The 24807-nt window shown below is 60.4% G+C and carries 25 protein-coding genes; 2 read left to right on the forward strand and 23 right to left on the reverse strand.

Going from position 1 to position 24807, the window contains the following annotated elements; all coding sequences use genetic code 11:
* Positions 1 to 32: 32 nt before the first annotated feature.
* Entirely contained in the window at positions 33 to 1217 is a 1185-nt protein-coding gene (locus tag ISN74_RS05035) for an acetyl-CoA C-acyltransferase (RefSeq protein ID WP_188797980.1), read from the reverse strand.
* A gap of 239 nt (positions 1218 to 1456) precedes the next feature.
* Here ISN74_RS05035 and ISN74_RS05040 point away from each other — a divergent pair, with 239 nt between their 5' ends.
* The gene (locus ISN74_RS05040; protein WP_229679015.1) at positions 1457 to 4366 is read left to right on the forward strand and encodes a S8 family serine peptidase; all 2910 of its coding nucleotides are present in this window, start codon (positions 1457 to 1459) and stop codon (positions 4364 to 4366) included.
* Between the two features lie 73 nt (positions 4367 to 4439).
* Here ISN74_RS05040 and ISN74_RS05045 read toward each other — a convergent pair whose 3' ends face one another.
* The 18 genes from ISN74_RS05045 to ISN74_RS05130 form a co-directional block, all read right to left on the reverse strand.
* Entirely contained in the window at positions 4440 to 5597 is a 1158-nt protein-coding gene (locus ISN74_RS05045; protein WP_188797982.1) for an isovaleryl-CoA dehydrogenase, read from the reverse strand.
* Positions 5598 to 5759: 162 nt separating this feature from the next.
* On the reverse strand, positions 5760 to 6206 hold the full coding sequence (locus tag ISN74_RS05050; RefSeq protein WP_188797984.1) for an excinuclease: 447 nt from the start codon (positions 6204 to 6206) through the stop codon (positions 5760 to 5762).
* A gap of 84 nt (positions 6207 to 6290) precedes the next feature.
* On the reverse strand, positions 6291 to 7019 hold the full coding sequence (fabG, locus tag ISN74_RS05055; protein ID WP_188797986.1) for a 3-oxoacyl-ACP reductase FabG: 729 nt from the start codon (positions 7017 to 7019) through the stop codon (positions 6291 to 6293).
* A complete protein-coding gene (locus ISN74_RS05060; RefSeq protein ID WP_188797987.1) occupies positions 7012 to 7479 on the reverse strand; it encodes a hotdog family protein in 468 nt (155 codons plus the stop codon). The genes fabG and ISN74_RS05060 overlap by 8 nt, the downstream gene beginning before the upstream one ends.
* Complete coding sequence (locus ISN74_RS05065; RefSeq protein ID WP_188797989.1) at positions 7476 to 8666, reverse strand: beta-ketoacyl-[acyl-carrier-protein] synthase family protein; 1191 nt, start codon at positions 8664 to 8666, stop codon at positions 7476 to 7478. The genes ISN74_RS05060 and ISN74_RS05065 overlap by 4 nt, the downstream gene beginning before the upstream one ends.
* Positions 8667 to 8766: 100 nt before the next feature.
* Positions 8767 to 9486, reverse strand: coding sequence for a class I SAM-dependent methyltransferase (locus tag ISN74_RS05070; protein WP_188797991.1), 720 nt, complete (start codon positions 9484 to 9486; stop codon positions 8767 to 8769).
* A complete protein-coding gene (locus tag ISN74_RS05075) occupies positions 9483 to 9944 on the reverse strand; it encodes an acyl-CoA thioesterase (RefSeq protein WP_188797993.1) in 462 nt (153 codons plus the stop codon). Before ISN74_RS05075 ends, ISN74_RS05070 begins: the two co-directional genes overlap by 4 nt.
* Complete coding sequence (locus ISN74_RS05080; protein ID WP_188797995.1) at positions 9934 to 10902, reverse strand: lysophospholipid acyltransferase family protein; 969 nt, start codon at positions 10900 to 10902, stop codon at positions 9934 to 9936. Before ISN74_RS05080 ends, ISN74_RS05075 begins: the two co-directional genes overlap by 11 nt.
* Complete coding sequence (locus ISN74_RS21095) at positions 10899 to 11525, reverse strand: ApeI family dehydratase (protein WP_188797997.1); 627 nt, start codon at positions 11523 to 11525, stop codon at positions 10899 to 10901. The genes ISN74_RS05080 and ISN74_RS21095 overlap by 4 nt, the downstream gene beginning before the upstream one ends.
* Positions 11522 to 12067 carry a COG4648 family protein gene (locus ISN74_RS05090; RefSeq protein ID WP_188797999.1) on the reverse strand — a complete coding sequence of 182 codons (546 nt, stop codon included), beginning with the start codon at positions 12065 to 12067 and terminating at the stop codon, positions 11522 to 11524. The genes ISN74_RS21095 and ISN74_RS05090 overlap by 4 nt, the downstream gene beginning before the upstream one ends.
* Positions 12055 to 12324: a phosphopantetheine-binding protein gene (locus ISN74_RS05095; protein WP_188798001.1), complete on the reverse strand. Its 270-nt coding sequence runs from the start codon at positions 12322 to 12324 to the stop codon at positions 12055 to 12057. Before ISN74_RS05095 ends, ISN74_RS05090 begins: the two co-directional genes overlap by 13 nt.
* Positions 12321 to 13094 carry a lysophospholipid acyltransferase family protein gene (locus ISN74_RS05100; protein WP_229679017.1) on the reverse strand — a complete coding sequence of 258 codons (774 nt, stop codon included), beginning with the start codon at positions 13092 to 13094 and terminating at the stop codon, positions 12321 to 12323. Before ISN74_RS05100 ends, ISN74_RS05095 begins: the two co-directional genes overlap by 4 nt.
* Positions 13091 to 13834 (reverse strand): beta-ketoacyl synthase chain length factor, encoded by a 744-nt coding sequence (locus ISN74_RS05105; RefSeq protein ID WP_188798003.1) that lies wholly within the window; start codon positions 13832 to 13834, stop codon positions 13091 to 13093. Before ISN74_RS05105 ends, ISN74_RS05100 begins: the two co-directional genes overlap by 4 nt.
* Positions 13835 to 13910: 76 nt before the next feature.
* On the reverse strand, positions 13911 to 15134 hold the full coding sequence (locus ISN74_RS05110; RefSeq protein WP_188798005.1) for a beta-ketoacyl-ACP synthase: 1224 nt from the start codon (positions 15132 to 15134) through the stop codon (positions 13911 to 13913).
* Positions 15135 to 15165: 31 nt separating this feature from the next.
* On the reverse strand, positions 15166 to 17529 hold the full coding sequence (locus ISN74_RS05115; RefSeq protein ID WP_188798007.1) for an MMPL family transporter: 2364 nt from the start codon (positions 17527 to 17529) through the stop codon (positions 15166 to 15168).
* Positions 17526 to 18233 carry a LolA family protein gene (locus ISN74_RS05120; protein WP_188798009.1) on the reverse strand — a complete coding sequence of 236 codons (708 nt, stop codon included), beginning with the start codon at positions 18231 to 18233 and terminating at the stop codon, positions 17526 to 17528. The genes ISN74_RS05115 and ISN74_RS05120 overlap by 4 nt, the downstream gene beginning before the upstream one ends.
* Positions 18230 to 19012: a glycosyltransferase family 2 protein gene (locus ISN74_RS05125; protein WP_188798011.1), complete on the reverse strand. Its 783-nt coding sequence runs from the start codon at positions 19010 to 19012 to the stop codon at positions 18230 to 18232. The genes ISN74_RS05120 and ISN74_RS05125 overlap by 4 nt, the downstream gene beginning before the upstream one ends.
* A gap of 10 nt (positions 19013 to 19022) precedes the next feature.
* On the reverse strand, positions 19023 to 19292 hold the full coding sequence (locus ISN74_RS05130) for an acyl carrier protein (protein ID WP_203546703.1): 270 nt from the start codon (positions 19290 to 19292) through the stop codon (positions 19023 to 19025).
* Positions 19293 to 19681: 389 nt separating this feature from the next.
* Here ISN74_RS05130 and ISN74_RS05135 point away from each other — a divergent pair, with 389 nt between their 5' ends.
* Positions 19682 to 19846, forward strand: coding sequence for a metal-sensitive transcriptional regulator (locus ISN74_RS05135; RefSeq protein WP_188798013.1), 165 nt, complete (start codon positions 19682 to 19684; stop codon positions 19844 to 19846).
* 124 nt (positions 19847 to 19970) lie between these two features.
* On the opposite strand, the gene ISN74_RS05140 is transcribed toward ISN74_RS05135, so the two are convergent.
* From ISN74_RS05140 to ISN74_RS05155, 4 genes are all read right to left on the reverse strand, one after another.
* On the reverse strand, positions 19971 to 21389 hold the full coding sequence (locus ISN74_RS05140; RefSeq protein WP_188798023.1) for a carbohydrate porin: 1419 nt from the start codon (positions 21387 to 21389) through the stop codon (positions 19971 to 19973).
* Positions 21390 to 21584: 195 nt separating this feature from the next.
* Positions 21585 to 23225 carry an NRAMP family divalent metal transporter gene (locus ISN74_RS05145; RefSeq protein ID WP_188798025.1) on the reverse strand — a complete coding sequence of 547 codons (1641 nt, stop codon included), beginning with the start codon at positions 23223 to 23225 and terminating at the stop codon, positions 21585 to 21587.
* A gap of 69 nt (positions 23226 to 23294) precedes the next feature.
* Positions 23295 to 23726, reverse strand: a complete 432-nt coding sequence (locus tag ISN74_RS05150; protein WP_188798027.1) for an S-adenosylmethionine decarboxylase — start codon at positions 23724 to 23726, stop codon at positions 23295 to 23297.
* Between the two features lie 444 nt (positions 23727 to 24170).
* Positions 24171 to 24485, reverse strand: coding sequence for a hypothetical protein (locus ISN74_RS05155; protein WP_188798029.1), 315 nt, complete (start codon positions 24483 to 24485; stop codon positions 24171 to 24173).
* Positions 24486 to 24807 lie beyond the last annotated feature (322 nt).

The raw sequence follows: 24807 nt of genomic DNA on the forward strand, positions 1-24807 counted from the left end.
CGGCCCACGCTGCGTGGATAGATGACTACAGCTTAGTCCAGAAGCTCCACCGCGATGGCGGTAGCTTCGCCGCCGCCAATGCAAAGCGCTGCGACGCCGCGACGCAAACCACGGGTTTTCAATGCGTTGAGCAGGGTCACCACCAGACGGGTGCCACTGGCGCCGATCGGGTGACCCAGGGCGCAGGCACCGCCGTTGACGTTGAGCTTGTCGTGCGAGATGCCCAGTTCGCGCATCGGGGCCATGGCCACCACGGCAAAAGCTTCGTTGATTTCGAACAAGTCGACGTCGTCAACCTTCCAGCCTGCCTTGTCCAGCACTTTGCTGATGGCCGACACCGGGGCGGTGGTGAACCATTCCGGTTCTTGCGAATGGGTGGCGTGGGCAACGATACGCGCCAGTGGCTTGATGCCGCGGGTCTTGGCGTCATCGGCCGTCAGCAGTACGACAGCGGCGGCGCCATCGGAAATGCTCGATGAGCTGGCGGCGGTAATGGTGCCGTTTTCCTTGCGGAAGGCGGGCTTGAGCGAAGGGATCTTGCCAATGTCCGAACGGCTGGGCTGTTCGTCAGTATCGACCTGCACATCACCCTTGCGGCCGGAAACGGTGACCGGAACGATTTCGCCGGCAAAAGCCCCGGAAGTCTGAGCGGCTTGCGAACGCTTCACCGATTCGATGGCGAATGCATCCTGCTCTTCGCGGGTGAAGTGATACTTGTCGGCGCACAGCTCGCCGAACACACCCATCGCCTTGCCGTCATACGGATTGGTAAGACCGTCCCACGCCATGTGGTCGACCAGCTGGCCGTCGCCATAGCGGATACCGGTACGGGCGTTGACCATGTGCGGGGCGTTGGTCATCGATTCCATGCCGCCAGCCACCACCACGGCAGCCGAGCCGGCCTTGATCAGATCATGACCCAGCATGATCGCCTTCATGCCCGAACCGCAGACCTTGTTGACGGTGGTGCAGCCGGTGGCGACCGGCAGCCCGGCTTGCAGCGCCGCCTGGCGGGCAGGGGCCTGGCCGAGGTTGGCGGGCAGCACGCAGCCCATGATCACCTCGTTCACATCGCCGGAGGCAATGCCGGCCTGTTCCATTGCGGCACGGATCGCGGTAGCGCCGAGCTTGGGAGTGGGTACGCCGGTGAACTGGCCGAGGAAAGAGCCGATGGCAGTGCGCTTGGCACCTGCAATAACAACGCTGACGTCCGACATGGTGGTCTCCGAAGGAGCTTTGATGCGTACCCCGCCAAGGGCAACGCTGGGGGAAATAACTTGCGGATTATCGCAGTCTTCGACGCAAAGCAGCAAACCTAAATTTTCGGGAGAAATCGCGCACTAGGGTGCTCGCAATCCTATAAAGCAAGCGAATAAGCTATAGCTTGGATACCGCACGGGAGTGGCGGTAGTCCGACATGTTGTGGGGACCAACATCGCAAATAGGGGTAAGGGTCATGGCAACCGGAATGCTGGCTTGGCGACGCCGCGAAGTCGCCGTATTGATTTGTCTTGCGCTGGGATTGAGTGCATGCGGTGGGGGCGGCGGGAACAGCAGCGTCAAATCGACCTCGTCGTCGACACCCACGCCATCGCCCACGCCATCGTCGCCTTCGCCTAGCTCCAATGTGCCGACGCCACCCATTGATGCACAGCTAACGCTGACCAATACCTATGCCGCGCATCAGCAAGGCTATACCGGTGTCGGCGTCACCATCGGTGTGGTCGACAGCGGCATCATGCCCAACAACCCCGCAGTGGCCGGGCGGGTTGGCACGGAATACATTGACGTCGATCCAACGACCAACAACACCAGTATTCCCGATGTGGTCGGACACGGCACGTGGGTCTCGGAGATTGCCGCGGGCGTATCTTTCGGGCAATTCGCCGGCGGTATTGCGCCGGCGGCGAATCTGGTATCAGCGCGCATCATTGATGACAACGCGCCTGACGATAACGGTTCGACAGCGCCGTCGCAGGTCACTACGTCAGATGCAACGTTCATGCAGCAAGTCAATCAGCAGATGATCAGTTCCGGCGTCCAGGTTGAGAATAATTCCTGGGGCGGTATTACATGGGATACGACAAATACTTCATTAAACCAGGCATTCGCCTCAGCGTACCTTCCTTTCATCCTCAATGGAGGTTTGGTGGTATTTGCTGCGGGCAATGATTCGCAGGCTAATCCGAGCACCATTGCCTCACTGCCGACTGTGGCAAATAACGGTACGCTGCAAAATGGCTGGTTGGTTGCAGTTGCTTTAAACAGCAACAACCCGACGCAGCTTGATAGCTATTCGAACAAGTGCGGCATTGCGATGAACTACTGCCTGGCTGCCCCAGGCGATGTGATCGTGTTGGACAAGGACACACTCGCCAGTACGACCAATCCGACCTACTACATCGTGGAAGGTACATCGTTCGCCGCACCAGAAGTGTCCGGTGCCGCAGCATTGGTGTGGCAGGCCTATCCGTATTTCTCCAGCTTTTTGGTGCAGCAGACACTATTGGGTACAGCCACCCCGTTGGGAGGGGCGCAGCCGAATCCTACATTTGGTTACGGTGCGCTCAATGTTGGGGCTGCGGTGAATGGTCCGGAGCAGTTTAACTGGGGCACTGTCGAGGTCGGCTTTAAAGGTACGTCGTTTTGGAACAACCCTATATCCGGTTCGGGTGGTTTGACCTTCGATGGTCCCGGCACGCTCAACCTAACCCAGCCCTCTACTTATACCGGGGATACGGTGGTTAATGGCGGTACTCTGAATGTCGTATCTATAGCATCGAGTCTCACCAATGTGGCAGCAGGGGGGGCGCTGGCCTTTACAGGTGCGCCGCCGGCTTCGACACCGTCGATGGCTGGCAATGTCTGGAACCAAGGGGTCCTCGCTGTCAGTCCGACCAGCAACCTCACAATTAGCGGCAATTATGTGCAAGGCAATGAGACGCAATTCGGAGCTTACGTAGATCCTGGCGAATTGGCGATATCGCTCGGTTCCTCATTGCAAGTATCTGGAACCGCAGTACTTCCGCAAGGTTCAAAACTTTATGTCTATGGCGCTAACAACGGCTATGTAGCCAATGCGCACACCGAGGTTTTGTACGCAGCAGGCGGATTGACGGGAACGTTTGCCAGCCTCTCGTGGCCGTCGAGCGTGGTGCTGCAAGCGACACTCGGTTACAGCTCGAATGACGCATATCTCAATGTCTCCAGCATCAGCCTGACTCAGGTTCCAGGGGTATCATATGCCGGAGCCACCTACGCCTCGGCTGAGCGTGCGCAAGGGGCTTTCAACACCATCAACAGCGCGATTCAGAACAGCGGCAACGCACAGCCGTTGCCGAGCAGTTTCGTTGGAGGCGCGGCTAGCATCCAGCAGTCGCAGACCACGGCCGCGTTGCAACAGTCCTTGAATAGCCTTTCCGGCCAGATGTACGCCGCTAGCGCCGCGATGACTTTCGAAGCGATCGATGCCGATACGCGTGCGTTGTCCGACCGTTTCGACGCTTTGCTCGATCATCCACAACTGCTCAGCCTCAACAAATTCCAGAGTTGGTCGCAGAATCTGGGTTATCAAGGCAGCATGGCACGCAGCGGTTTCGACAGCCTGGGCTTCCAGCTCAACGGCACGATGATCGGCGGTGATCGCGCTTTTGGTAATGGCGGGGTCGTGGGTTACGCGATCAGTCAGAGCCAAGGGCTTGGCAATATCGAACAAAGCGCGGACCAAGGTTTCAGCCGCGCGCTGGAAGGCATGGTTTACGGCGGATTCGTCCAGGGCAACTGGTACACCATGGGCCGCTTTGGCGTGGGCAGCGACTGGCAGGATACCCGTCGCGAGTTGATCCTTGGCGGTCAGACGGCTGGTGTGTCGAGCTTCAGCAACGGCAGCTACGACGTTATGTATGGCGAAAGTGGTTATCGCTTCAATTTAGGTGATTGGAAATTCACACCGTTTGCCAATCTTGAATACGCCAGCGTCGACCGTGATGGCTTCAACGAGCAGGGTGGCGACGGCTTCGGTCTGATGTCGCCCACGCAATCCATACAGCGCTGGCAGGGTGGTTTCGGCTTGCGCAGTTCGCGGCAGTGGATCATGGCGAACGGAACCAGCCTAAGCCTGCAGGCGCGTCTGCTATGGCAGGATGCGTTCGCCATGCACGGTGTATCGCCGAATGCCAGCTTCACAGCCTTGCAGCAATTCACGCCGATCGAGGGTATTGGTTTGTCGCGTTACGGCAGCGTGGCCGGGTTGTCATTGGACTGGCGCTTCTCGGCGCGCTCGAATCTGTCGTTCGGTGTGGACGAATACAACGCGCAACACGAGCACGCGACGATGGGAACGTTGAATTACAGCCTGCATTTCTAACAGGTTCTTGTGCATACAAAAGCAAAGGCCCGCCATTGGCGGGCCTTTTGTTGCCGGTTCCAGTCGACGCGTATCAGGCTTTGCCGTGGAACAGCTCACGCCCGATCAGCATGCGGCGGATTTCATTGGTGCCGGCGCCGATCTCATAGAGCTTGGCGTCACGCAGCAGACGGCCGGCGGGAAATTCATTGATATAGCCGTTGCCGCCCAGCGTCTGGATGGCTTCCAGTGCTACCTGTACCGCATTCTCCGAGGCGTTTAGCAGGCAGGCGGCTGGATCGATGCGTGATTTGACGCCGGCATCGAACCCGTTCGCCACCATGTAGGCAAAGCCACGCGAACTCTGCAACTTGGTGTACATGTCGGCAATCTTCGCCTGCATTACGCCGAAGGTACCGATCGGTGCATTGAACTGCTTGCGCTCGCGTACATAGGGCAGCGCCAAATCCAGTGATGCCTGCATCAGGCCGATCGGACCACCAGACAGCACTAGGCGTTCCGTGTCCAGACCGCTCATCAGCACGCGCACGCCTTCATTCACTTCGCCGACGATGTTTTCGGCGGGAATCTCGCAATCTTCGAATACCAGCTCGCACGTGTTCGAGCCGCGCATGCCGAGCTTGTCCAGCTTTTGCGCCGTGCTGAAGCCCTTCATTCCCTTTTCGATGATGAAGGCCGTCATGCAGCGGCTGCCGGCCACGCGCGGCGCGGTACGCATGTAAACGAGCAGCACATCCGCATCCGGACCATTGGTGATCCACATCTTCGAGCCGTTGGCGACCCACACGTCACCACGTTGTTCGGCCTTGCAGGTCATCGAACCGACGACGTCAGAGCCTGCGCCTGGCTCGCTCATCGCCAGCGCACCGACGTATTCGCCGGAGCACAGCTTGGGAATGTATTTGCGACGCTGCGCTTCGTTGCCGTTATGGAAGATGTTCTGCACGCATAGATTGGAGTGCGCGCCGTAGGACAGCCCCACCGAACCGGATGCACGGGAGATTTCTTCCATGGCGACCATGTGTGCCAGGAAGCCCATGCCGCTGCCGCCGTATTCCTCCGGAACGGTGATGCCCAACAGGCCCATGTCACCCATCTTGCGCCACAGGTCGTGTGGGAACTGGTTCTCGCGGTCGATATGATCGGCGCGCGGCGCGATCTCCTTCTCTGCGAAGGCGGCCACGCTTTCACGCAACATGTCGATCTCTTCACCGAGCGGGAAAGGGCGCATCACAAACTCCTGGGGAAGGGGATTTAGCCCGCAAATTGTAGCTCAGGGAGCTGAGGGGACTCTGACGCAGCGCATCAGGGGAGCCATTCCTGCCCGGAAGCTTCAGTCCCGCGCAATGGCTGAATCCCTCTCGCCGTCAAAGGTTAAGAGGGCCGGACCTTCTCACTGCACGTGGGCGAGCTTGCCCTTCATGATCACCCCCGACATCAGAAAGCCCACGTGGCATTCATAATTGTGGCTGTCGCGGTATTCATTGCCATAGTCGCTGACGATGTCGGTCACCGCATTGGCACCGGCTTTCTTCGCCATATCCTGAAGGCTGATCAGCGCCGATTGCAGCGCCCAGTCGCAGGTGTCCTGATCCTTCTTGCCGAAGGCGTTGGTCTTGCGGTTGACCATCACTTCGTCATTCACCACATTTACCACGGTGACTTGTCCGTTCGGCGTGTTACCCGCCAGATAGAACTTCACCGTACCGTCCAACTTGCCAGCCTTGGTGGCGGCGTCGATGGCGTTTTGGAACGGGAAGTGCACGATCTTGTCGCCCGCGTAGGCAAGGCCGGGTGCGGCGAGCAGCAGGGTTAGAAGTGCCAGCGTTTTTGCTTTCATGCCAAAGATCTCCTTGATCGGGTTAATGGCCGAGGGCGACGCTTGGCGGTGTCATGAATGACTTCGCGTACCGCCTGTTTTCTTTCAACACAAGCCGCCGTTGACGGCGAGTACCTGCCGCGTGATGTAGCCGGCTTCCGGACTGAGCAAAAACTGCACGGCCGCAGCGACTTCTTCCGCCGTACCGGCGCGCTGCATGGGGATCATTTTCATGATCTCTTCCAGCGGTACATCTTCGCTGGTCATATCGGTGTCGATCAGACCGGGCGCGACGCAATTGACGGTGATCTTGCGTTTGGCCAATTCCACGGCTAGCGCCTTGGCTGCGCCGATCACACCAGCCTTGGACGCGCTGTAGTTGACCTGGCCGCGGTTGCCGATCATGCCGGATACCGAAGTGATACAGACGATGCGTCCCGCCGCGCGGCGACGGATCATCGGCATGATCACGGGATGCAGCACGTTGTAGAAACCATCCAGATTGGTGCGCAGCACCTGGTCCCAATCGTCATCCGTCAGGGCAGGAAAGGCGCCGTCGCGTGTCAGGCCGGCATTGCATACGATGCCGTAGTACGCGCCGTGCGCCGCCACATCGGCTTCGAGTGATGCCGCACAGGCGGCGCGATCGGCCACGTCGAATTGCAGGATGCGCGCGTGGCGGCCCAATTCTGTAATGGCATCGCGTACCTGTTCGGCTTCGTCGCGGCGGCTGCGGCAATGCAAAACCAGATCGTAGCCGGCTTGCGCCAGACGCAAGGCGATCGCGCGTCCGATACCACGGCTGGAGCCGGTGACCAGAACGGTATCAGTCATGCTGTGTCACTCCAGCAACGTGTTGAAAAAATGAATCGGCATCGGGTGGGCGATAGACATTCAAGCGTGCTTCCGCGTGAATATCCGGTGCATCGATGCGGCAGCTGAAAACGGCCATGCCATGCGCGTCATGAAACGTCCGCTCCACTTCGATGCGCAAGCGCTGGCTGAGCGGAAACGCGTCGGTGTTGCACTGGTAGTGGCGCGTGCCGAGCAGAAAGCCGAGTTGCACGGGCTGCTGGTCAGCACGTGCCCGGCAGCCGGACCACGCGGCAATGCTCTGCGCCATCAATTCCACGCCAACCCAGGCGGGCAGGCTGCCGTCGGCATCCTGAAACAGGCCTCCGGTCCGCACGGTTTTCACGCAAACAATGCGCTCGCTTTCGACTTCCTCAATGCTGTCGAGCAGAATCATCTCCCCGGCGTGCGGTAATACCTCGTCGATCGGCCAGGGCGTCATGCCGGATCCCCCAGAATCAGCGAAGCGTTATTGCCGCCAAAAGCAAAGGAATTGCTCATCAGGTAACGACGGCCACCGGCAGGCAGATGGCTGCCAGCCTGGATCAGATGGAGCGGCAACAGTGCAGGGTCGGCCTCGCCATCCCATACATGCGGCGGCAGGCGGCGCTCGGCCTGCTCATCGGTGAGGCTCAGCCAGCAGAACGCGGCTTCCAAAGCGCCCGCCGCTGCCAGCGTATGGCCGGTGAGCGATTTGGTGGAAGAGCAGGCGACGTCCGATCCGAACGTGGCCGTCACCGCAAGGCTTTCCATGCTGTCATTGTGCTCGGTGGCCGTGCCGTGCAGGTTGATGTAGTCGATCTGGCTCGCATCCAGTCCGGCACGGTGCAAGGCGTCGCGCATTGCTTTCTGCGCACCGTTCCCCTGCGGATCGGGCGAAGACATGTGATACGCATCCGAGCTTGCGCCGCCGCCCAACAGTTGCACGGCACTGGTTTCGCGTGTCATCAGGAACAGCGCGGCGGCTTCGCCAATGTTGATGCCGCGGCGATGTTTGGAAAAAGGATCGCAGCGCTGCAGGTCTACCGCTTCCAGCGCGTGGAAGCCGTTGATAGCCAATCGGCACAACGTATCCACGCCGCCGCACAGCACTGCGTCGCACACGCCCATGCGCAGCAAACGTTGCGCGCTGAGCAAGGCGCGCGCGCCGGAGGTGCAGGCGGTGGAAATGCTGTAGCAGGGGCCCGATAGTTCGAGCCATTCCGCCAAAAAAGCTGCGGGCGCACCCAACTCTTGATGCGCATAGCGATAGTCGGCGGGCCATGCGCCATCACGGCGGTAGACGCCAATACCGTGTGTGGCCTCTTCGATGCCGGTGGTGCTGGTGCCAAGCACAACGCCGATGCGCGCGTGACCGTAGCGTTCGATCGCAGCCCGAATATCCGGTTCGATCTCCAGCGCAGCAGCAAGCAAGAGCCGGTTGTTACGGTTGTCGCGATGACCGCGCAGCGCATCGGGAATAAGGGGCAATTCTGCGCGTACGCTGCCAAGCGGTGGCGTGTGCCCGGGAATCCAGCCTGTCTTCGGGCGAATACCACTGTCATCGCCTGCGAACAGCGCTTCGGCGACGGCGTGCTTGCCTGCACCAAGATTGCAGATGATGCCCAGTGAGTTGAGATAAGTATTCATACAAGCTTCCACAAGCACTCAGAGCAGCCGGTCCATCACAAAGCAGGCTCGTTGCCCCGGCCTGCGTCGGATGACGGTGTCGCAACGTTGCAGCGACCGGTCAATCATGCGCCGGTTTACGTACAGCGGCATTCACCAGCGTTTCTTCCCGCTGCCCGGGAGGTGGTGGCGCGCGTAAGCCCCAGCGTTCCAGCAACCCGAAATCCTTCGAGCGGCTCCACCAAAGATAAGGGAACGACACGTTCTGTGCCCCAAACACAAAACCTTGCTGGCGCAGCATCTCCAGATATTCCTCTGCGCTCTTTTGCACGTCCATCGGATGGCGGAAGAACCAGCGGATCACCCAAGTGTCGATATATGCCTTGGTGGATTCGGCAAACAGCAGCAGGCCACCGGGTTTCAGCACGCGCCAGAACTCGGCCAGAGCTTGCTCCTGTTCTACCAGGTGATGAAAGGTCTGGTGGCAGAACACGATGTCTACGCTCTGGTCCGGCAGCGGGATCTCCGCGCAATCGGCGGTCAACAGATCCACGCGGATGCCCTCGCGTTCGGCTTCGGCTTCGGAAAGACGGATGCTATGCGGATCGGCATCCAGTCCCAGCATGCGCGATGGCTGAAAAGCATCGCGCAGCAGACGGAACGACTTGCCCTGACCGCAGCCCACATCCAGCAGCGTGCCGCCTTGCGGCAACGGTTCATCGATCAGTCGTTTGAGATCGTTGATGGCTACACGCAGCACATGATGTTGCCAGGTATGACTGCGCAGAAAATGAAAGCCGATGCGGGTTTCTTCGACGTAGGTGGGGCTTGCGTAATTCATGACACGACCGGAGAAGAAGGTGTTGACGGATGCTTGCGTAACCTACGCTCGACCGCCTCGGTGAAAACGTCGGGCGATACCAGTTGCATCTCGCCGCTGGCGATCTTTACCGCAACTTGCACGCTGCTGGCGCGCGTGATGCGCTGGCCTGTCGCGCCGTCCTGGATCAGGTAATGGATCAGCAGCCGGTTCTGCCATTCGATCAGATCCGCGCGCACACTCAGCTTCTGCCCGAAACGCGCGGCTTGCACATAGCGCAACTGCAGATCGATGACTGGCCAGGCGTAACCGGATTCGCGCATCTGCGTGTAGTTGTGACCGATATCGTCGAGCAGTGCGCAACGCGCCACCTCCAGATACTTCACGTAATGGCCGTGCCAGACCACATCCATCGAGTCGACGTCGAAGAACGGTACCTGGATATCGATGGTGGCATGCAATACGCCGCTACTTCGCATCGTTTGTCTCCGGTCCGGCCGGTTGCCAGTATGCGTAGAAATTGAACCACTGTTGCGGCGCCATCAAGCACTGCTGGGCAAGATGATCGGCATAGCGCTGTGCCCAGCCTTGAATGGCGGCCTCGCGCTGGCCGCGTTCCCAATGCGCGGTGTCCAGAAACGGGTCGAGATGAATGCGGTAACGTCCGTCCACCTTCAGGCAGCACAGCAGGTTCACCGGACAACGGAGCAAGCCGGCCAGCAGCCACGGACCCTGCGGAAACGCTGCCGGATGGCCCAGAAAGTTCACCGTCACGCGCCGGCCATCGTGCAAGGGAACACGGTCGCCGGCAATCGCCAGCCACTCGCCACGCTCCACCCGTTGCGACAGATCCATCATCATCGCCGTATCCAGTTCGCTCACCTGGATCAATCGCATGCTGCGATCGCCTGCTTCACCGAGCAAGCGGTTGAACTGTGCCACATGCCGGTTGTGCACCAGCACGTTGAGCGGCACCTGTTCGCCGAGTTCCGCCATGGCGCGGCAGACATCCGGATTACCCAGATGCGTCACCACCAGAATCTCGCCGCGTCCTTCCCGCTGACTGCGTAGTAGGCGAGGGCGGATGCCGGAGGGGTCGACCAAATCCACTTGTTCGAAGCGCAGACGGCCACGCCAAACATCAAGGCGGTCGAGCAGGTTGTCGGCGAAGGCGATGAATTGACCGAACACACTGCCGAGTGTGGGCAGCAGCGTGGCGTTGCCGCTCCACGCGGCCAGGTAGGTTTGATATTGCCGAATGTTGCGCCGCGCACTGCGCGCGGATGCAAAGAAATACAACACGATCAGATACAGCACCGGCGTCAGCAGCCGGCGTCCGAACAGGCGCACGCTGAAGGCTGTCAGCCGCATCAGGAACAGGCTGCCGCGTTCCTTCTGCGTGGACCAATGACGTTCCTGTGCTATCTGTTCGCTCATGGTTTGGCACTCCATGCCAATCGGCCCGAAGAAAACGCCTTATCGCCGTGGCGATAGGCGAAGTGCAATTTATCGCGCACCGTATCGTGATGCAGGGTGAGGTCCGCACGTTCGCCGGGGCGCAGTAGGTGCTGGAACTTCAGCGCCTCCATCGCCGTGCAGCGTGACGGTGTTCCCAGTCGCGTAGCGGCCAGTGCCAGTGCCCAGCCGATCTGTACCACACCGGGAACCACCGGCGCCTGCGGAAAGTGGCCAAGGAAATAAACCAGATCAACTGGAACGTGCAGCGTCAGCGTCCAGACACCGTCGTGCTGGCTTTCTTCAATTAGCGAGGCATCGCGTGGCAACGGCGCCTGCAGCCATGCGCCGATCTGCTGTACGGAAGCAGAGACAGGCAGTGCATCAAGCAGACGCCATGCGATGGGTGCACCCGTATAGTCTGTACCTTGCTGCAAGTGATCGATCACGTACCGCCGACCGCGCTGACACAGCGCTTCGATACCCGCGCTGCTGAGCGCAAGCACAATGCCCGGTTTATCCGCGCTGGCATGACCGCACCGCGCGTCCGTCACCCAGGGATGGGTGCGCAGCCGCTCGGCGGTGCGGACCAGATCCATACTCATGCCGCGCCTCGCAGACGCTTGCGTAGCAGCCATTCGCCGACAAACAGCGTGCCCATGATGAAGTACACCAGCAGGCCGTTGTATAGCGTCCACCACGCCAACGGTGCCCACAGCGTGAGCACGGCGGAGACCACGCCGTTGAAGACGAAAAATCCAACCCAGACCCAGGTGACCTTGCGCGTATAGGGAATGGCTGCATCCGGCAGATCCGGCTCGCGCACGCGTGCGATGCGTTCCACCAGCGGCGGTCCGTAGACCAGGCTCAGGCCGAACGCGCACAGCAGAAGTGCGCTGATCAGGGTGGGATACCAGCGTTCCAGCACTTCGTTGCCGCTGAAAGCGAGCAGGGCGCAATAAGTGAGCGCCGCGCCCAACATCAGCTTTCCGCCGGGTTGCTTCAGCAGCGCCGGTGCGCGAATCAGCCAGATCGCGCCGAGTACCAGCGCGAACATCGGTGGCGGCACGCGATCCATGCCGAAATACACCACGAACGGGTAGAGCACCCCGACCAGTGGCAACAGGATCGAAGTCAGTTTCTGCATGCGTCCTGCTGTGCCTGCACGAAGGCGGCAAGGCTGGCCACGGTAGTGAAGTGCTGGCGGGCATCCTTGGAATCGGAAGCGATGCGGATGTCATAGCGCTTCTGCAGCGCCAGCGCCAGTTCCAGCGCATCCACGGAATCCAGGCCGAGACCTTCGCCGAACAGCGGCAGGTCGGGCGGAATATCGGCGACGGTGACATCCTCCAGATTGAGGGTGTCGATAATCAATTGGGCGATGTCTTGCTGTAGGTCATTCACGATGACGCAAGCTCCCTCAGGAAAAGTTGATGCAGGTGTTCATTGAGACGGCGCGATGCGATCGGCAGCGCGGCGTGAGCATTGAAGGCGTTCGGGTCGATGTCCTTGCCCACGCGCAAGGTCACTTTCACCCTTCGTTCGGGAATGCGATACCAGGGCTCGGCCTTGGTCAGCGTGGTGGGTTTGACAGTGATGAACACCGGCGTGATGACGCGCGCACCACGTAGCGCGATGGCCGCCGCGCCGCGATGAAATACCGGTGCACAGTTCGGCGCGGTGCGCGTGCCTTCCGGGAAGACGATCAGCGTTTCGCCGCCACGCAAGACATCGGCGGCTTGCTCGAGCATGTCCGGGCTGCCGTTATTGCTGATGTAATGCGCCCGGCATACAGGGCCGCGGGTGAAAGGATTGCGCCACAGGCTCTGCTTGACGATGCAATTGGCGTTGGGGATGTGCGCAATCAGAAACACCACATCGATCAGTGACGGGTGATTGGCAATGATCATCTGGCCCGGACGTCCAAGCTGATCCGCACCCTCAAAGTCATATTCCAGCGTGCCGCTGCGATACATGAACTGCACGTGCAGATAGAACGCCTTGCTGATCGCAGCACGTGCGCGCCGCTGCCGCGTTTGTGCGTCGCCCGGCAGCAAGCCGAGTACAGGCAGTATGACCAGCCGCAGCACCATGCCGCCCAGTCCGAACAGTGCAAAGCTCGCCCCGGTGGCCAGCAGCCGCCAGGCTTGGTTGCCTGCGCTTGAACGCCTCACGGTAGTCGCTGCCAGATCCATCGACGTGTCTTCCATGCATGTTCAAGTGTGTCGCTGCGCATGCAGAGCGCGCGCACGAATTCAAGCGCGTGCGGCCATGCACCCGGTGCGACATCATCACGATTCGGCTCCAGGCGCAGCTGCCAGCGTTCGCCAGCCTGTGCGCCATGATCCGTCCCGATTCCCCGTACTCTCAGCGCCAAAGCATACGAAAACGGTACGTCGTCGATCCAGTCCCGGTAGGGTTCCGGCGGGTATTCTTCGGCCACCACGATGAGCACGGACGGCGCGCCATCGCTCAATAGCGCCGCTGCCTCCACCATGGCATGCTCAAAAGTATCCGCCTCGCCGGCGATGGCTACTGATTCGCCGTGCTGACCGCGCAGGATCGACCATTGCCCGGCAATCGCGTTGTGCACCGACAGGCCAAACTGCGTGGGTGATAAGGGTTGCTGATCAGCCACTTCGCTGAGCAACGCATAGGTGCGTGGTGTTTCACCGTGACGGGAAGCAAACACGAACGGCAGCTGTTCGCCTTCACCACACAGTGGCCAGGCGACGTGCAGGGTCATGCGCGCCAGACGGCTGAGGCGGCGGCGCTGCATGGCGGGGAGAAAGTCGCAACTGGGCTGAGCTTCTGTATCGGTGACGCTCACGGGATCTCTCGACCATGCTCGCCAAGCCTCATGGTTTTCGAGGCCGGGTGCCCAGGCGTGCCATTGATCGATGATGAAGTTCATGCGAAGGCTCGCGCGTTTTTCTTACTCCCCAGTTTGCAGGGCGAGGAGTAAAAGCGCGTGTAGTGCTGAATGCTCATCACTCACACGCCTTGAAGATCAACGACGTATTAATGCCGCCAAACGCGAAGTTATTGTTCATCACATAACCCGTGTCGATCGCTCGGCCTTGTTCCACGATGTAATCCAGTTCAGCGCATGCCGGATCGGGCTCCTGGAGATTGATGGTTGGTGCAAACCAGCCGCGACGCATCATTTCCACGGCCCACCATGATTCCAAAGCACCGCACGCGCCAAGCGTATGGCCGACATAACTCTTCATCGAGCTGACCGGTATGCGTGCGCCAAGCACATCGGCCGTGGCGTGGCTTTCCGCGATATCGCCGCGATCGGTAGCGGTGCCATGTGCGCTCACGTAGCCGATGGCCTCGGGTGAAATCTGTGCATCTTGCAAGGCCAGCCGCATGGCAGCGGCCATCGTTTCGCTGGTTGGCTGGGTAATGTGGTTGCCGTCGGAGTTGCAGCCGAAGCCGACGACCTCGGCGTAAATGCGCGCGCCACGCGCACGGGCATGTTCATACTCTTCCAGCACCAGCGTGGCGGCACCTTCGCCGACCACCAGTCCGTCGCGGCTGCGATCGAAGGGGCGAGGTGTGAGATGGGCTTCGTCGTTGCGCGTGCTGGTTGCAAACAAGGTGTCGAAGACGGCAACGCTGGGGCCGGAAAGCTCTTCAGCGCCACCGCACAACATCAGCTTCTGCTTGCCCTGCTGGATCGTTTCGTAACCGTAGCCAATCGCCTGGCTGCCGGAGGTGCACGCACTGGACGTGGGCAGGATGCGCCCCTTCAGGCCGAAGAACACGCCGATATTCACCGCCGTGGTGTGCGCCATCATTTGCACGTAGCTGGTCGCGGTGACGCCTTGCATCGAACCGGTTTCCAGCATGCGTCCCATCACGCGTATCGGTTCGACGCTGCCGCCGGACGAGCCGTAGGCCACGCCCATGCGTCCATCGGCAATGCTGGCGTCGCTATGTAAACCGGCATCGCGCAAGGCCTGTTCGCTGGCAGCGACTGCCAGTTGCGCGACACGTCCCATCGAGCGCAGATGTTTACGCGGCCAATCAGGCAACTGGAAGCTGTCGACCGGGCAGCCAAGGCGGCTGTTCAGTGAATCGAAGAAATCCCACTCGGGCATCCTGCGCACGGCATTGCGGCCTTCGCGCAAGCGCGATTCGATCTGTGACCAATCGTGTCCCAGCGGCGTAATGCCGCCCATGCCGGTGATGACGACGCGCTTCATCGGCGAGTGCTCCGTGCAAAGTAAAAAGAATTCATGAGGAAATGGCCCGGTGATCCGCGCTCGTAGGCACCAGCAGCGCGGTGAAGCCGATCCCCAACAGCAAGGTGAGGCCGAAATCACGCAACGCAGGCATTGAGCTCAAGGACAACAAGCCGAATGACAACAAGGCAGTGATCGCAGAAAGCAGCACGCTGGCGTACATCGCACCAGGGCGATGCGTCACGTGCGGTTCGCCTTCGCGCAGGAATACGGCGTAGTTCGCGCCCACGCCGAGCACCAGCATCAAGGCCATCCAGTGAAACAGCGTCAGCGGTTGATGCAAATAGCCAAGCGCTGCCAGCGTGAGCCCGATGCCAACCACTGGCGGCGCCAGCACGCGCGGAACGCCGCGCCATCCATAGCGCCAGCCGAACACCGGCACGATCAGTAGGATCGCCGCCACCAGCCAGATGCTGGCGTAGCGTCGGTAGCGTCCGAACAATTCGGAAATGCTGGCAGGCTTGTCCACCAGCGTGACCCCGGGCAGGTCCGTCGCGGCTTGTTGCAGCAGGGCACTTGATGTGTCGCCTTGCGGCAATACCAGCGAGGCGGCGCCATCGCGCACGTCATCGCCCATCCAGAGGTAGCGGAAGGGTGTAGCGATAGGGCTCTTCAGCCAGGTCTGCAAGTCGAGCGGTTTATCCGGCCATGCCTGGATAAAAGCATCGATGTCGGTCTCACGAAATCCGGCGCCGCTCAGCCATTGGCGCATGCGATCAGGTTGTGCAAACAACGGTGCCAGCAAGGATTGATTGGATCGCTGGCGCTGGAGCGACGGCACCATGCCGGCCAGTCCTAGCCATCCCTGCAACTGGTTGGTATCGACCAAATGCTGCAATCGCTGCTCCAGCGCTTCCTCCCGTTGCAGTACCTGTTCGGCGTCAGCACCTTGCACCAGATAGAACTGCGTGCCGTTGCCGAGGCCGGTGATGTCGCGGATCTGTGCTTCCTGTTGCGTCAGCGCGACGGGTGGTGCGATCAGCAGATGCACGTCGTCATCGTGGCGCAGTTGCCACCATCCCGGTACGGCCAATGCCAGCGCAACGATGGCGAGCAGAGCGCCGCGGCGCCCGGATGTGACGCCGGAAACAAGCTTCTGCAAGTGCATGGCGCTGTGCACGGAAGCGTTGGATAACGGTTTCGCCGGACGTTGCAGCAACGCCGGCAGCAGCCAGAACACGCTCAGGCACGCCACCGCCATGCCAGTCATCGCAAAGCATGCCATCTGACGCAGTGCTGAAAACGGCACCAGACCGAGCAACGCGTAGCCCAGCAGAGACGTTCCCAGCGCAAGCAGCAAGGCAGGGCGCACTTGCCGTAATCCTTGGCGCGGTTCCCATGTTGTGCCCGCGTTGGCGCGGGCGCTGAGATATTGGATGGAATAATCCACCGCTTCGCCCAGCAGTGCCGCGCCGAATACCAAGGTCAGCAGATAGATCTGTCCAAAGACCAGTACGCTGACAGTCGTCGCCGCGATCACACCCACTGCCGTGGAGAGAAATGCCAGCAGCAACGGTCCTGGCGAACGGAACACGCCCAGCAACAGCAGGGCGATGCCGATGGTGGACACCACGCCAACCAGATGCACATCGTGTTCGGCACCGGCACGCGCTGCTGCGGCGTAGAACAGGGCGCCGGTGCGCAGGATGCGCGTGCCGGGCTGATCGTGTTCGACGGTCTGTTCGGCCTGATCCAGCGCTTGCAGGGCGCGGTGCTGGATCGCATCGTCGTACGAGGAACCGTTGAGCGTGGCGGTGACCATCACATAGCTGACATCGTCGCGGTGTGCGGTCAGCAGATTGTCTTCGGGCAGCAGGGGCGAGCGGCTCCATGGCTGCTGGTCCAGCCAGTGCTGCAGCCAGCCGAAGGGATCATCCTGCAGGCGCGTGCCTACGCCGGTGACGAAGGGCTCGTTCACACGCTGCGCCAGCGTCTTGGTGGGATCGTAATCGGCTTGTGCCAGCGCCGTGCGGTCGGTATCGGTGAGCAGGCTGAAGCGATGTGCGAGATACGGTGCAACCAGTTGCTGCAAGTCGAACGGAGGAAGTTCGGCAGTCACCGAAGCAAAGACATCGTCCTTGGTTAGCGCCTGACCGAGTTGGCGCGCAGCAGCTTTGGCACGATCGTCGTCGGCGTTGGCCACCAGCAGGATCACGCGGTCGCCATTGGCATGCGCGAGCCGCTGCGCGGCCACTTCCGCCAGCGGATTGCGTTCGGTGGCCGGCAGCATCGCGAGCAGATCGGTCTGAATCGGCGAGTGGCCGCGGCCGAACAGCAACCATGCGCCGAGCAACGCGATCAACAGTGTTGCCGCACCAAACCAACCCGCGCGCAGCCACAGACCCCGTTGATTCATGGCAGGCCGAGCGCTTGTTCTTCTAATGCCGTGAGCGCGCGGCCATCGCGCGTTTCGGTCATTCGGATATCGGTTTGCGTGCCGTCCTGCATATCGATATGGATGCCTTGCAGAAACGCACCACCTTCCAGCCGAATGCCGCGAAGCACTTGTGCCACGCGTGCCTGCTTGGGTGTGAAGCGCAAGGTCCATTGGAGGGTGTTGCCATCGGCCGCGACACTGAACTGACGCAGCACCGGATCGATCTGGCCTGCAAGCATCGCTTGCAGCATCTGCGCGATCTGGCTGACGCCGCGCTCGTTGCGTACGGCTTGCGCATGCCCGGCCGCATCGATGCTTACCGTCTTGCTTCCCGTCAGCGCAAGGGTTTGCTGATAGGGTTGTTGTATCTGCCACAGCATGCCGTGACCCGCTACGAACAGCAGTTGCCCGCTGCTGTTCTGCGGTTGTGTCAATGCCGGGTTGGTACGTTGTTGCGTAAAGTTCGCGCGCACGGACGGATGCTGCCTGAGCTGCGCGAGCACGTCGTGCAGCAAATCAGACGACGTGCCGGCCTGCTTTGCGTCTTGCTCCTGCGATAGCGCGATACTTTGCGCGTGAACGGACACCGCGATGCACGACAACAGCAAGCACGCGAGCCATGTCAGGCCGAAGCTGCGCGCGTTGCGTGCCGAGCGAGGGAGGGTTCGATAGCGGGTGTTCATGCGGCGCATTCCAGCCTGCGTCGCCTGCGCCACAACAACATCGGGGCGCGCGGCAGCATGCCCAGCAGAAGGCGGGTGTGCATGGCGGAAATGCGCAGGTTGTCGTGCAGCATGCGGAAATGGGATAGACCGTTTTCCGGATAGATCACCCGGGTTGGCAGATTCACGATCGGCACGCCACGCCAGATCAGGCGTACCGCCACCTCTGTATCGAAATCCATGCGGGCCGGCAGGGGCGCGCGATCGATCTCGTCACAGGTCGCTTCCAGCGGATACAGACGGTAACCGCACATCGAATCACGTAGCGTGAACGAGAGCGTTTCCAGCCAGACGCAGACGTGGGTGACATAACGCCCGTACAGCCGCGCGCGTGGCACGCTTTCGTCGTAGATCGGCTGACCGCAGACCAGTGACTGCGGATGGCTGCGGCCGGCAGCAAGGAATCGCGGCGCATCGCCGGCATTGTGCTGGCCATCGGCATCGATCTGCAGCGCATGCGTGTAGCCGGCATCGCGTGCCGCGATCAGTCCGGCGGTCAGGGCGCGTCCTTTGCCGCCATTGCGCGGCAGGCGGATGAGTGTGACGGCGGTCTCTCTGGCCGTCAGCGCATCGAGCACGGCACGGGTGGCCTCGTCGCTGCCATCGTCCACGATCATCACCGGCAGATCGTGCGCGCGCATGGCCCGCACCGTCTCGACGATGGTGTCCTTGTGGTTATAGATGGGAATCAGCGCGCAGGGCCGGAAGTGCTCTGCGACGGATGCGGACGCCTGCGGCATGAACGTGTGTTCAGCGCGTAAGCAGTGTGCGGACCGTGGCGACCACGTCGCCCACGGTTCGTACGTTTTTGAAATCTTCCGGCTTGATGCGCATGCCAGTCATGTCCTGCACCTGGATCGCCAGGTCGACAGCATCGATGCTGTCCAGCTCCAGGTCGGTGAACAGGTGGGTATCTGGCGTGACCCGGGACGGATCGATCTCGAACGTCTCGCGCAGCACATCCTTCAGCCTGAGCAGGATGTCGTCATCGCTGATCCCGGTTTCCATGATTGCGCTCATACCTATACACCTGCTCTTGCGATCTTGCATTCCCTGTCCGGGTACTTATCGTGGGCGGTCGCCTGCGCGCATTGATTGCGACGCAGCGGACCGAAGCCAGATAAGGTCCGGGCCGTGATAAGGAATCCATTTTTATAGCCCGCCGAGCGGGCCCCCCTGAGCTTTGCCAATGTGGGCAAAGCCTTACGACACTTTTTCTTACGACGGAAGTTTAACAGAACTGCCGGAACGTTCGGGGTCTGCCGGCGCCTGCGGCGTGAAAAAATTTCGCCGGCAGAACGTTTTACAACACTATCCAGTGCAGTTTTTCCGGGGCAGTCGTTTTCAGGTATCAGGCTCGCCCGATCCGGCGTTGGCACCCCGCTGGCGAAGGCCCTCATCAACCCGGCATGTATCAGATCGTAGCGGCGCGCGGCGCCATGAACGGCCTGATGACCCAGGTGATCGGGAGTTACATCCTTGATCACCTACTGGATGACGCCGATCACACGCCAGAAGCCAAGCAGCGCGATCCGGATGAGCTGGTTGCGGCGTTGAAGATGTATATCAAATAGGTACTGCCGTTTTAACCCTCGCATGAACCCCTCAACGTCATTCCGGCGAAGGCCGGAATGACGTTGAGGGCGGTGACGCTGAGTTCTTTCATAGCGTCAGATCTAGGAGCAGACCCGCAGCTCTTCAGATCTCCAAATGCAACCGAGCACCATAAATCATCACCGGCCCCCGCCTATCCGCGTTGTAACCCGGATTCCGAATCAGCTGAAGATCCGGACTCAACTCAACCCCTTTCATGACGTGATAGTTGTAATAGGTTTCCATCACGTCTTCCCGTGCGTAATGCGGTAACTGCCCGTCACCCAGGAATCCACCAAGACCACCTGCAGCCAGATATTCGCGATGCTGGCGGTTAAGGCCGGCGGTGGAGAAGGCGATACCGAAGACATCATCCGGACGGTTCCAGCGGTTGCCGTTTACGGACAAACCACCTGACAAGGCGTTGTCGATTTCCGTGAACGCATATTCCTCGATCCGGTCATTGGCCGAGCTGGCGCGCAGGAACAGGCCGATATCGCTGCTGAGACGTTGTTCAAAGCTGATCCCGTAGCCGACCTTGGCCGCATCCTTGCGCACGGCGGTGACATCCGGCGGATTGCCCGTGCCCTCCGCGGCTGCAATGGCATCCATGTAATTGCCGGCCCAGGTGCGATTGCGGAACACCAGCACGCGCAGCAGGCCGGGCAGGTCGCCGAGCTTGTGATCGTGTTCCACTTCCAGTTCATCACCGTGATAGCGAGCGATGTCTTCGTTGAGGGTGGTGAAGTTGGCAACCTTCGGCTCCATGAACCGACCGATGCGCACCGCCCAATTGTCCCAATAGAATTCGGCAGCGCCGCCGACCGTGTAAGCGCGTGCGTCGGCGGCGTAATCCCAGGCGCCGTACGTGATCATCGACCAGTTCAAGAATTGGGTGCGCGGATCGTTGGCATAAGTGTTCTTTTCGAACAGGTCGGTAAGAGTGATCTTGCCCACGGTGAACACGAGGCGGTGCGAATCGTAGTTGCTGGCCAACTGATTAGGGCCGTCATCCACGTGCGTGGTATCGCCACCGAGGTTGAAGGTCTGCCGCAGGAACCAGCGCGCCCAGTAACCGCGCGGCTTGGTGCCGCCGTTCTTCTGGATCTCGCCATTGGGAATGCTGGCCAGGCCGAACAGATGGGAAAACGGCTTGCCGACCACCGCCTCCGGATCGAGGTACAACTCGCCGCCTTTCCAGAAACGCGCGCCGATATACGTGGTGAAGGTCCAGGTGTAGCTGTATTCCGGTGTCGGCAGCAGACTTTGCGGACCCGTGTAGGGAGCGCTGAAGCCGTCTTTGTGCTGATACACATACGTGGTCTGTGCGTGGATGTTCCAGCGCTCTTCGGATGTATCACTGCTGTCTTTGCTTTCGGCGGGTGCGGGCAACGAGCCGCGTGTGGTATCCGCCGATGCGACGGTAGCGTCTTGTGTGCGGCCTTGGCTTGAGAAGGCCATGGTGCCAAGCATCAGCATCAGGGCGGGCGTGTGCTTCTTGGTGATCGTCCGTGGGTTTAGCATGGGAATGACTCGTAGTTTTCAGGTTTTGGGCGCAGCGCTCCCCGCAGCAAGCGCAAGCGTTTGCTGATCGGAGCGGTGCGTGACCGCGGTGAGGTATCGAGGGTTTTTGCTCGTCGTCCCGGCGAAGGCCGGGACCCAGTGACTTGGCTACGTAAAGGCGCCAGGTCCCAGCCTTTGCCTGGACGACGGGTATGCTCAAGACTTGGTGATGATCATCTCCACCACCTTGACGATTGCCAGAATCAATGCAGCGGCGAGATACGCGCGAAGCACACCCAGCCATACGCGGCGACGCAAACTCAGTTGCGCAGGAGGTAATTGATTGAGCGGCGGCATGCGCCACTCAGACTTATCCACCTGGCTGTCGGGTACCGTGGCGCTTGGATGACGCCAGTGGGAAACGCCGATAGCCATCATTCCCAGTGCGGCGATGATGGAACCGCCCACCAGCACGGCAATGATTTGTCCGCTGGTGATCGACGGATAAAGCACCGATGCCGTCAGGATGATCGATAGCAGCACCAGTATCGCGACTACCGCTCCGGTGAACAGATTGGTCGCCGGTTTGTTTACCCAGGGACCCAGCACGGCTTTGTCGTTGCACAACAGCAACAGGAATACCGAAGCACCCGGCAAGAGGATACCGGCCAGTGTTTGCACGGCGTTGGTGATGATGCCAAGGGGAACATTGGGCAGCAGCACGAGCGCCGCGGAAATCACGACCAGAATGGCGTAAACACCGTAGAAGGTTTTCGCTTCCGTCGGTTTGCGATGCAGCGAGTGATTCAGCGACAGCACATCGCCAATCGCATACGCCGTCGACAGCGACACTGCCGCCGCACCGATGATACTGGCGTCGATCAGCGCAATGGAGAACAACACCGATGGCGTGGCGCCGATGTATTTGGCGATGCCATCGGCAACGGCACCGGCGTCCACGAACTGGCCCATTTCCGGCTTGCCGGCAAAGGTGGCGGCAGTAAAGGCGATCATCGCCACCGCGCCCATCACCACCAGCGCGATGCCGATCCACAGGTCGGCCTTTTCATAGGCCATGAAGCGCGGTGTGATGCGTTTGTCGATCACATAGCTTTGCTGGAAGAACAACTGCCACGGAGCCACCGTGGTGCCGACGATAGCGATGATCAGCAACATCACTTCGCTCAATGGCGCGCCTTTGGGCATGCTGGGAACAAACATGTGGTGGGCAATCTGGCTGATCGGCGGATGCACCATCAATAACACCGGTACCAGGAGCAGGCTGCCGAGGACCAGCAGCAAGGCGAAGCGTTCGAAGCGACGAAAATCTCCGGTCGAAGCGGTGATGATGATCAGCGCGGCAGCGATCGCAATGCCCCAGTCGCGCGACAGGCCAAGATGATCCAGGCCAAGGCTGATGCCAATGAATTCCGTGACGATGGTCAGTGCGTTGAGAATAAAAAGATCGATAACGCTGAAGGCGCCCCAGAATTTGCCGAAGCGTTCAAGAATCAGACGTGCATGACCCACGCCTGTCACGACACCGAGTCTCAGCACCATCTCCTGGTTCACGTATAACACCGGGATCAGCAGTGACAAGGTCCAAAGCAGTACCGTGCCGTAATTTTGTCCCGCTTGGGTATAGGTGCTGAAAGCGCCGGCGTCGTTATCGCCGACCATCACAATCAGTCCGGGGCCGACAATGGCCAGCAGCGTGCGTAGTCGAGCTCCCCAGGTCGTGCGTTGCGTAGTGTCGTTTTGCGCGATGGTGCCGAGTGCGCCGCGGATATCGCCCACATGGGCGCTGTCCAGAACGGCCGAGTCGGCAGCTTTCTTCAGTTCGATGATGCTGCTCATAAAAGCCTTGTCGCATGGATGAATCAGTAGGCCGCCATGCCGGTGTTCGCCGGCATGGCGGCGATGGGTTCAGGCACGTCGTGCCGGTTTCAGCAGGAATACTTCAGTGGGTGAACGCGGCGTGCGGCCTTGTACCAGCAATGCCTGACCATCACGCTGCACGCGATGGAGCAGGGCACGCATCGGGCGGAACTCGTCGCGCAGGCCGTCGAACACCTGCATGGCGGCGCTGATCTGGCTGTGATCGCCCTGATCGACGAACAGATCGGCTATCACCGAATCGTGATGGGGAAAGGTGCGCAGCACGATGTGAATGTCCTTGCCGGTCATCGCGCCGATCACGCCATGACTGGCCGCCGTCGTGAAGTAGTCATAGCGGATCGGAAGATGGCGGCGGGCAATGTGTTCCATGCAGCGCGTCTGGATAGCTTGTGGATCGGACAGCACGCTGTTGGGCGTGCGGCAATCGAACCACTCACCGATGAAATGGATGTTCTTCATAACAATGTCTTCGCTGGTTTGCCGGCTTTTTCGCCGGTCATGGATGGAAAGCTCCGGCCGCTACGGAAGCGGCCGGAACCAGCTGCAGATCGGATCGATCAATGCGGAAAGGGCCGCCGTCTTGTTTCGCGGAGTCGCTGCATGGCGGCGCGCAACAGTCCGGTGATCAGTCCTGGCGAAGACGGTCTGACCGGTGTGCGGCAGGCGAGAAATACATTGAGTAGCCGGTCAGGCGTGTGGATCGCCCGGCGTGATGGGTGCAAGAAGAGTGAAAGTTGCATGGCTCGGTCCTCGTGGTTCGCCGCATGGGGCGACACGGACACGAGCCGGCATCAAGTCGATGTGACTTGTGCAGGAAGTATCGCGTGCGCGTCCAGGCGGATGGCTATGGAAGAGTCGCTATCAGTCGCTGGAGGAGGTCGCATATCGCGTTCCTTTTGGGGTTTATCGAGAAGGAGGGCGCATGCCGGCGTGGCTGGTGCGCCGTGGCATGCGAATAACAGGATGACGATGCACAGAGCCACGATACATAGGCGGTTCCATGGTGGCGTCCACGATCCAACGGCATTCCAGTGCACCGGAAACCGGGTTGCGAGACCACTGCGCACGCAGCGGTGTGGAATGACGTACGGGAACATCGTGGTGCAGGGTGACGGCAGACAGGACATGCCGCAGACGGCTGATGCCGCGCGATGCCTTGCGTCGATGGAAGGTGCTGGCCGTACGAGGACGGGCCGCACGCAATTGCAGCTTATTCATGACTCACCTCGTAAAGCGCCAGTGGCGGCGCAAGAGGTGAGCCGGACTTCCCTAGTCGTGGAAAGCGCCGGCCAACCGCACGCGGTCGCCGTTGGGGCTTACGTTGGATAAAGGCGGCGCCAACATCGGACCGATAGATCCGAAGCCAGCGCAGCGACTAGGAGGTTTACTGTCCATGTCTCGCTGTTGGGTTATCTGACAAGTGCCCGAGGGATTCCCTTAAGGCCCGGGCAAGATACCCATGGGGGTATCAGGGTGTCAACCAGAATCAGCAAAAAATAACGGAGAAAATATGCGCGGAATCCGTCAGTAAGACGTCAGC

Source organism: Dyella caseinilytica (genome assembly GCF_016865235.1).
Classification (GTDB): Bacteria; Pseudomonadota; Gammaproteobacteria; order Xanthomonadales; family Rhodanobacteraceae; genus Dyella_B; species Dyella_B caseinilytica.

Bases quoted from the DNA above. Each gene is read 5' to 3' on its own strand.
- ISN74_RS05035 (WP_188797980.1), bottom strand. From the start codon at position 1,217: ATGTCGGACGTCAGCGTTGTTATTGCAGGTGCCAAGCGCACTGCCATC.
- ISN74_RS05040 (WP_229679015.1), top strand. From the start codon at position 1,457: ATGGCAACCGGAATGCTGGCTTGGCGACGCCGCGAAGTCGCCGTATTG.
- ISN74_RS05045 (WP_188797982.1), bottom strand. From the start codon at position 5,597: ATGCGCCCTTTCCCGCTCGGTGAAGAGATCGACATGTTGCGTGAAAGC.
- ISN74_RS05050 (WP_188797984.1), bottom strand. From the start codon at position 6,206: ATGAAAGCAAAAACGCTGGCACTTCTAACCCTGCTGCTCGCCGCACCC.
- fabG (WP_188797986.1), bottom strand. From the start codon at position 7,019: ATGACTGATACCGTTCTGGTCACCGGCTCCAGCCGTGGTATCGGACGC.
- ISN74_RS05060 (WP_188797987.1), bottom strand. From the start codon at position 7,479: ATGACGCCCTGGCCGATCGACGAGGTATTACCGCACGCCGGGGAGATG.
- ISN74_RS05065 (WP_188797989.1), bottom strand. From the start codon at position 8,666: ATGAATACTTATCTCAACTCACTGGGCATCATCTGCAATCTTGGTGCA.
- ISN74_RS05070 (WP_188797991.1), bottom strand. From the start codon at position 9,486: ATGAATTACGCAAGCCCCACCTACGTCGAAGAAACCCGCATCGGCTTT.
- ISN74_RS05075 (WP_188797993.1), bottom strand. From the start codon at position 9,944: ATGCGAAGTAGCGGCGTATTGCATGCCACCATCGATATCCAGGTACCG.
- ISN74_RS05080 (WP_188797995.1), bottom strand. From the start codon at position 10,902: ATGAGCGAACAGATAGCACAGGAACGTCATTGGTCCACGCAGAAGGAA.
- ISN74_RS21095 (WP_188797997.1), bottom strand. From the start codon at position 11,525: ATGAGTATGGATCTGGTCCGCACCGCCGAGCGGCTGCGCACCCATCCC.
- ISN74_RS05090 (WP_188797999.1), bottom strand. From the start codon at position 12,067: ATGCAGAAACTGACTTCGATCCTGTTGCCACTGGTCGGGGTGCTCTAC.
- ISN74_RS05105 (WP_188798003.1), bottom strand. From the start codon at position 13,834: ATGAACTTCATCATCGATCAATGGCACGCCTGGGCACCCGGCCTCGAA.
- ISN74_RS05110 (WP_188798005.1), bottom strand. From the start codon at position 15,134: ATGAAGCGCGTCGTCATCACCGGCATGGGCGGCATTACGCCGCTGGGA.
- ISN74_RS05115 (WP_188798007.1), bottom strand. From the start codon at position 17,529: ATGAATCAACGGGGTCTGTGGCTGCGCGCGGGTTGGTTTGGTGCGGCA.
- ISN74_RS05120 (WP_188798009.1), bottom strand. From the start codon at position 18,233: ATGAACACCCGCTATCGAACCCTCCCTCGCTCGGCACGCAACGCGCGC.
- ISN74_RS05125 (WP_188798011.1), bottom strand. From the start codon at position 19,012: ATGCCGCAGGCGTCCGCATCCGTCGCAGAGCACTTCCGGCCCTGCGCG.
- ISN74_RS05130 (WP_203546703.1), bottom strand. From the start codon at position 19,292: ATGAGCGCAATCATGGAAACCGGGATCAGCGATGACGACATCCTGCTC.
- ISN74_RS05135 (WP_188798013.1), top strand. From the start codon at position 19,682: ATGTATCAGATCGTAGCGGCGCGCGGCGCCATGAACGGCCTGATGACC.
- ISN74_RS05140 (WP_188798023.1), bottom strand. From the start codon at position 21,389: ATGCTAAACCCACGGACGATCACCAAGAAGCACACGCCCGCCCTGATG.
- ISN74_RS05145 (WP_188798025.1), bottom strand. From the start codon at position 23,225: ATGAGCAGCATCATCGAACTGAAGAAAGCTGCCGACTCGGCCGTTCTG.
- ISN74_RS05150 (WP_188798027.1), bottom strand. From the start codon at position 23,726: ATGAAGAACATCCATTTCATCGGTGAGTGGTTCGATTGCCGCACGCCC.
- ISN74_RS05155 (WP_188798029.1), bottom strand. From the start codon at position 24,485: ATGAATAAGCTGCAATTGCGTGCGGCCCGTCCTCGTACGGCCAGCACC.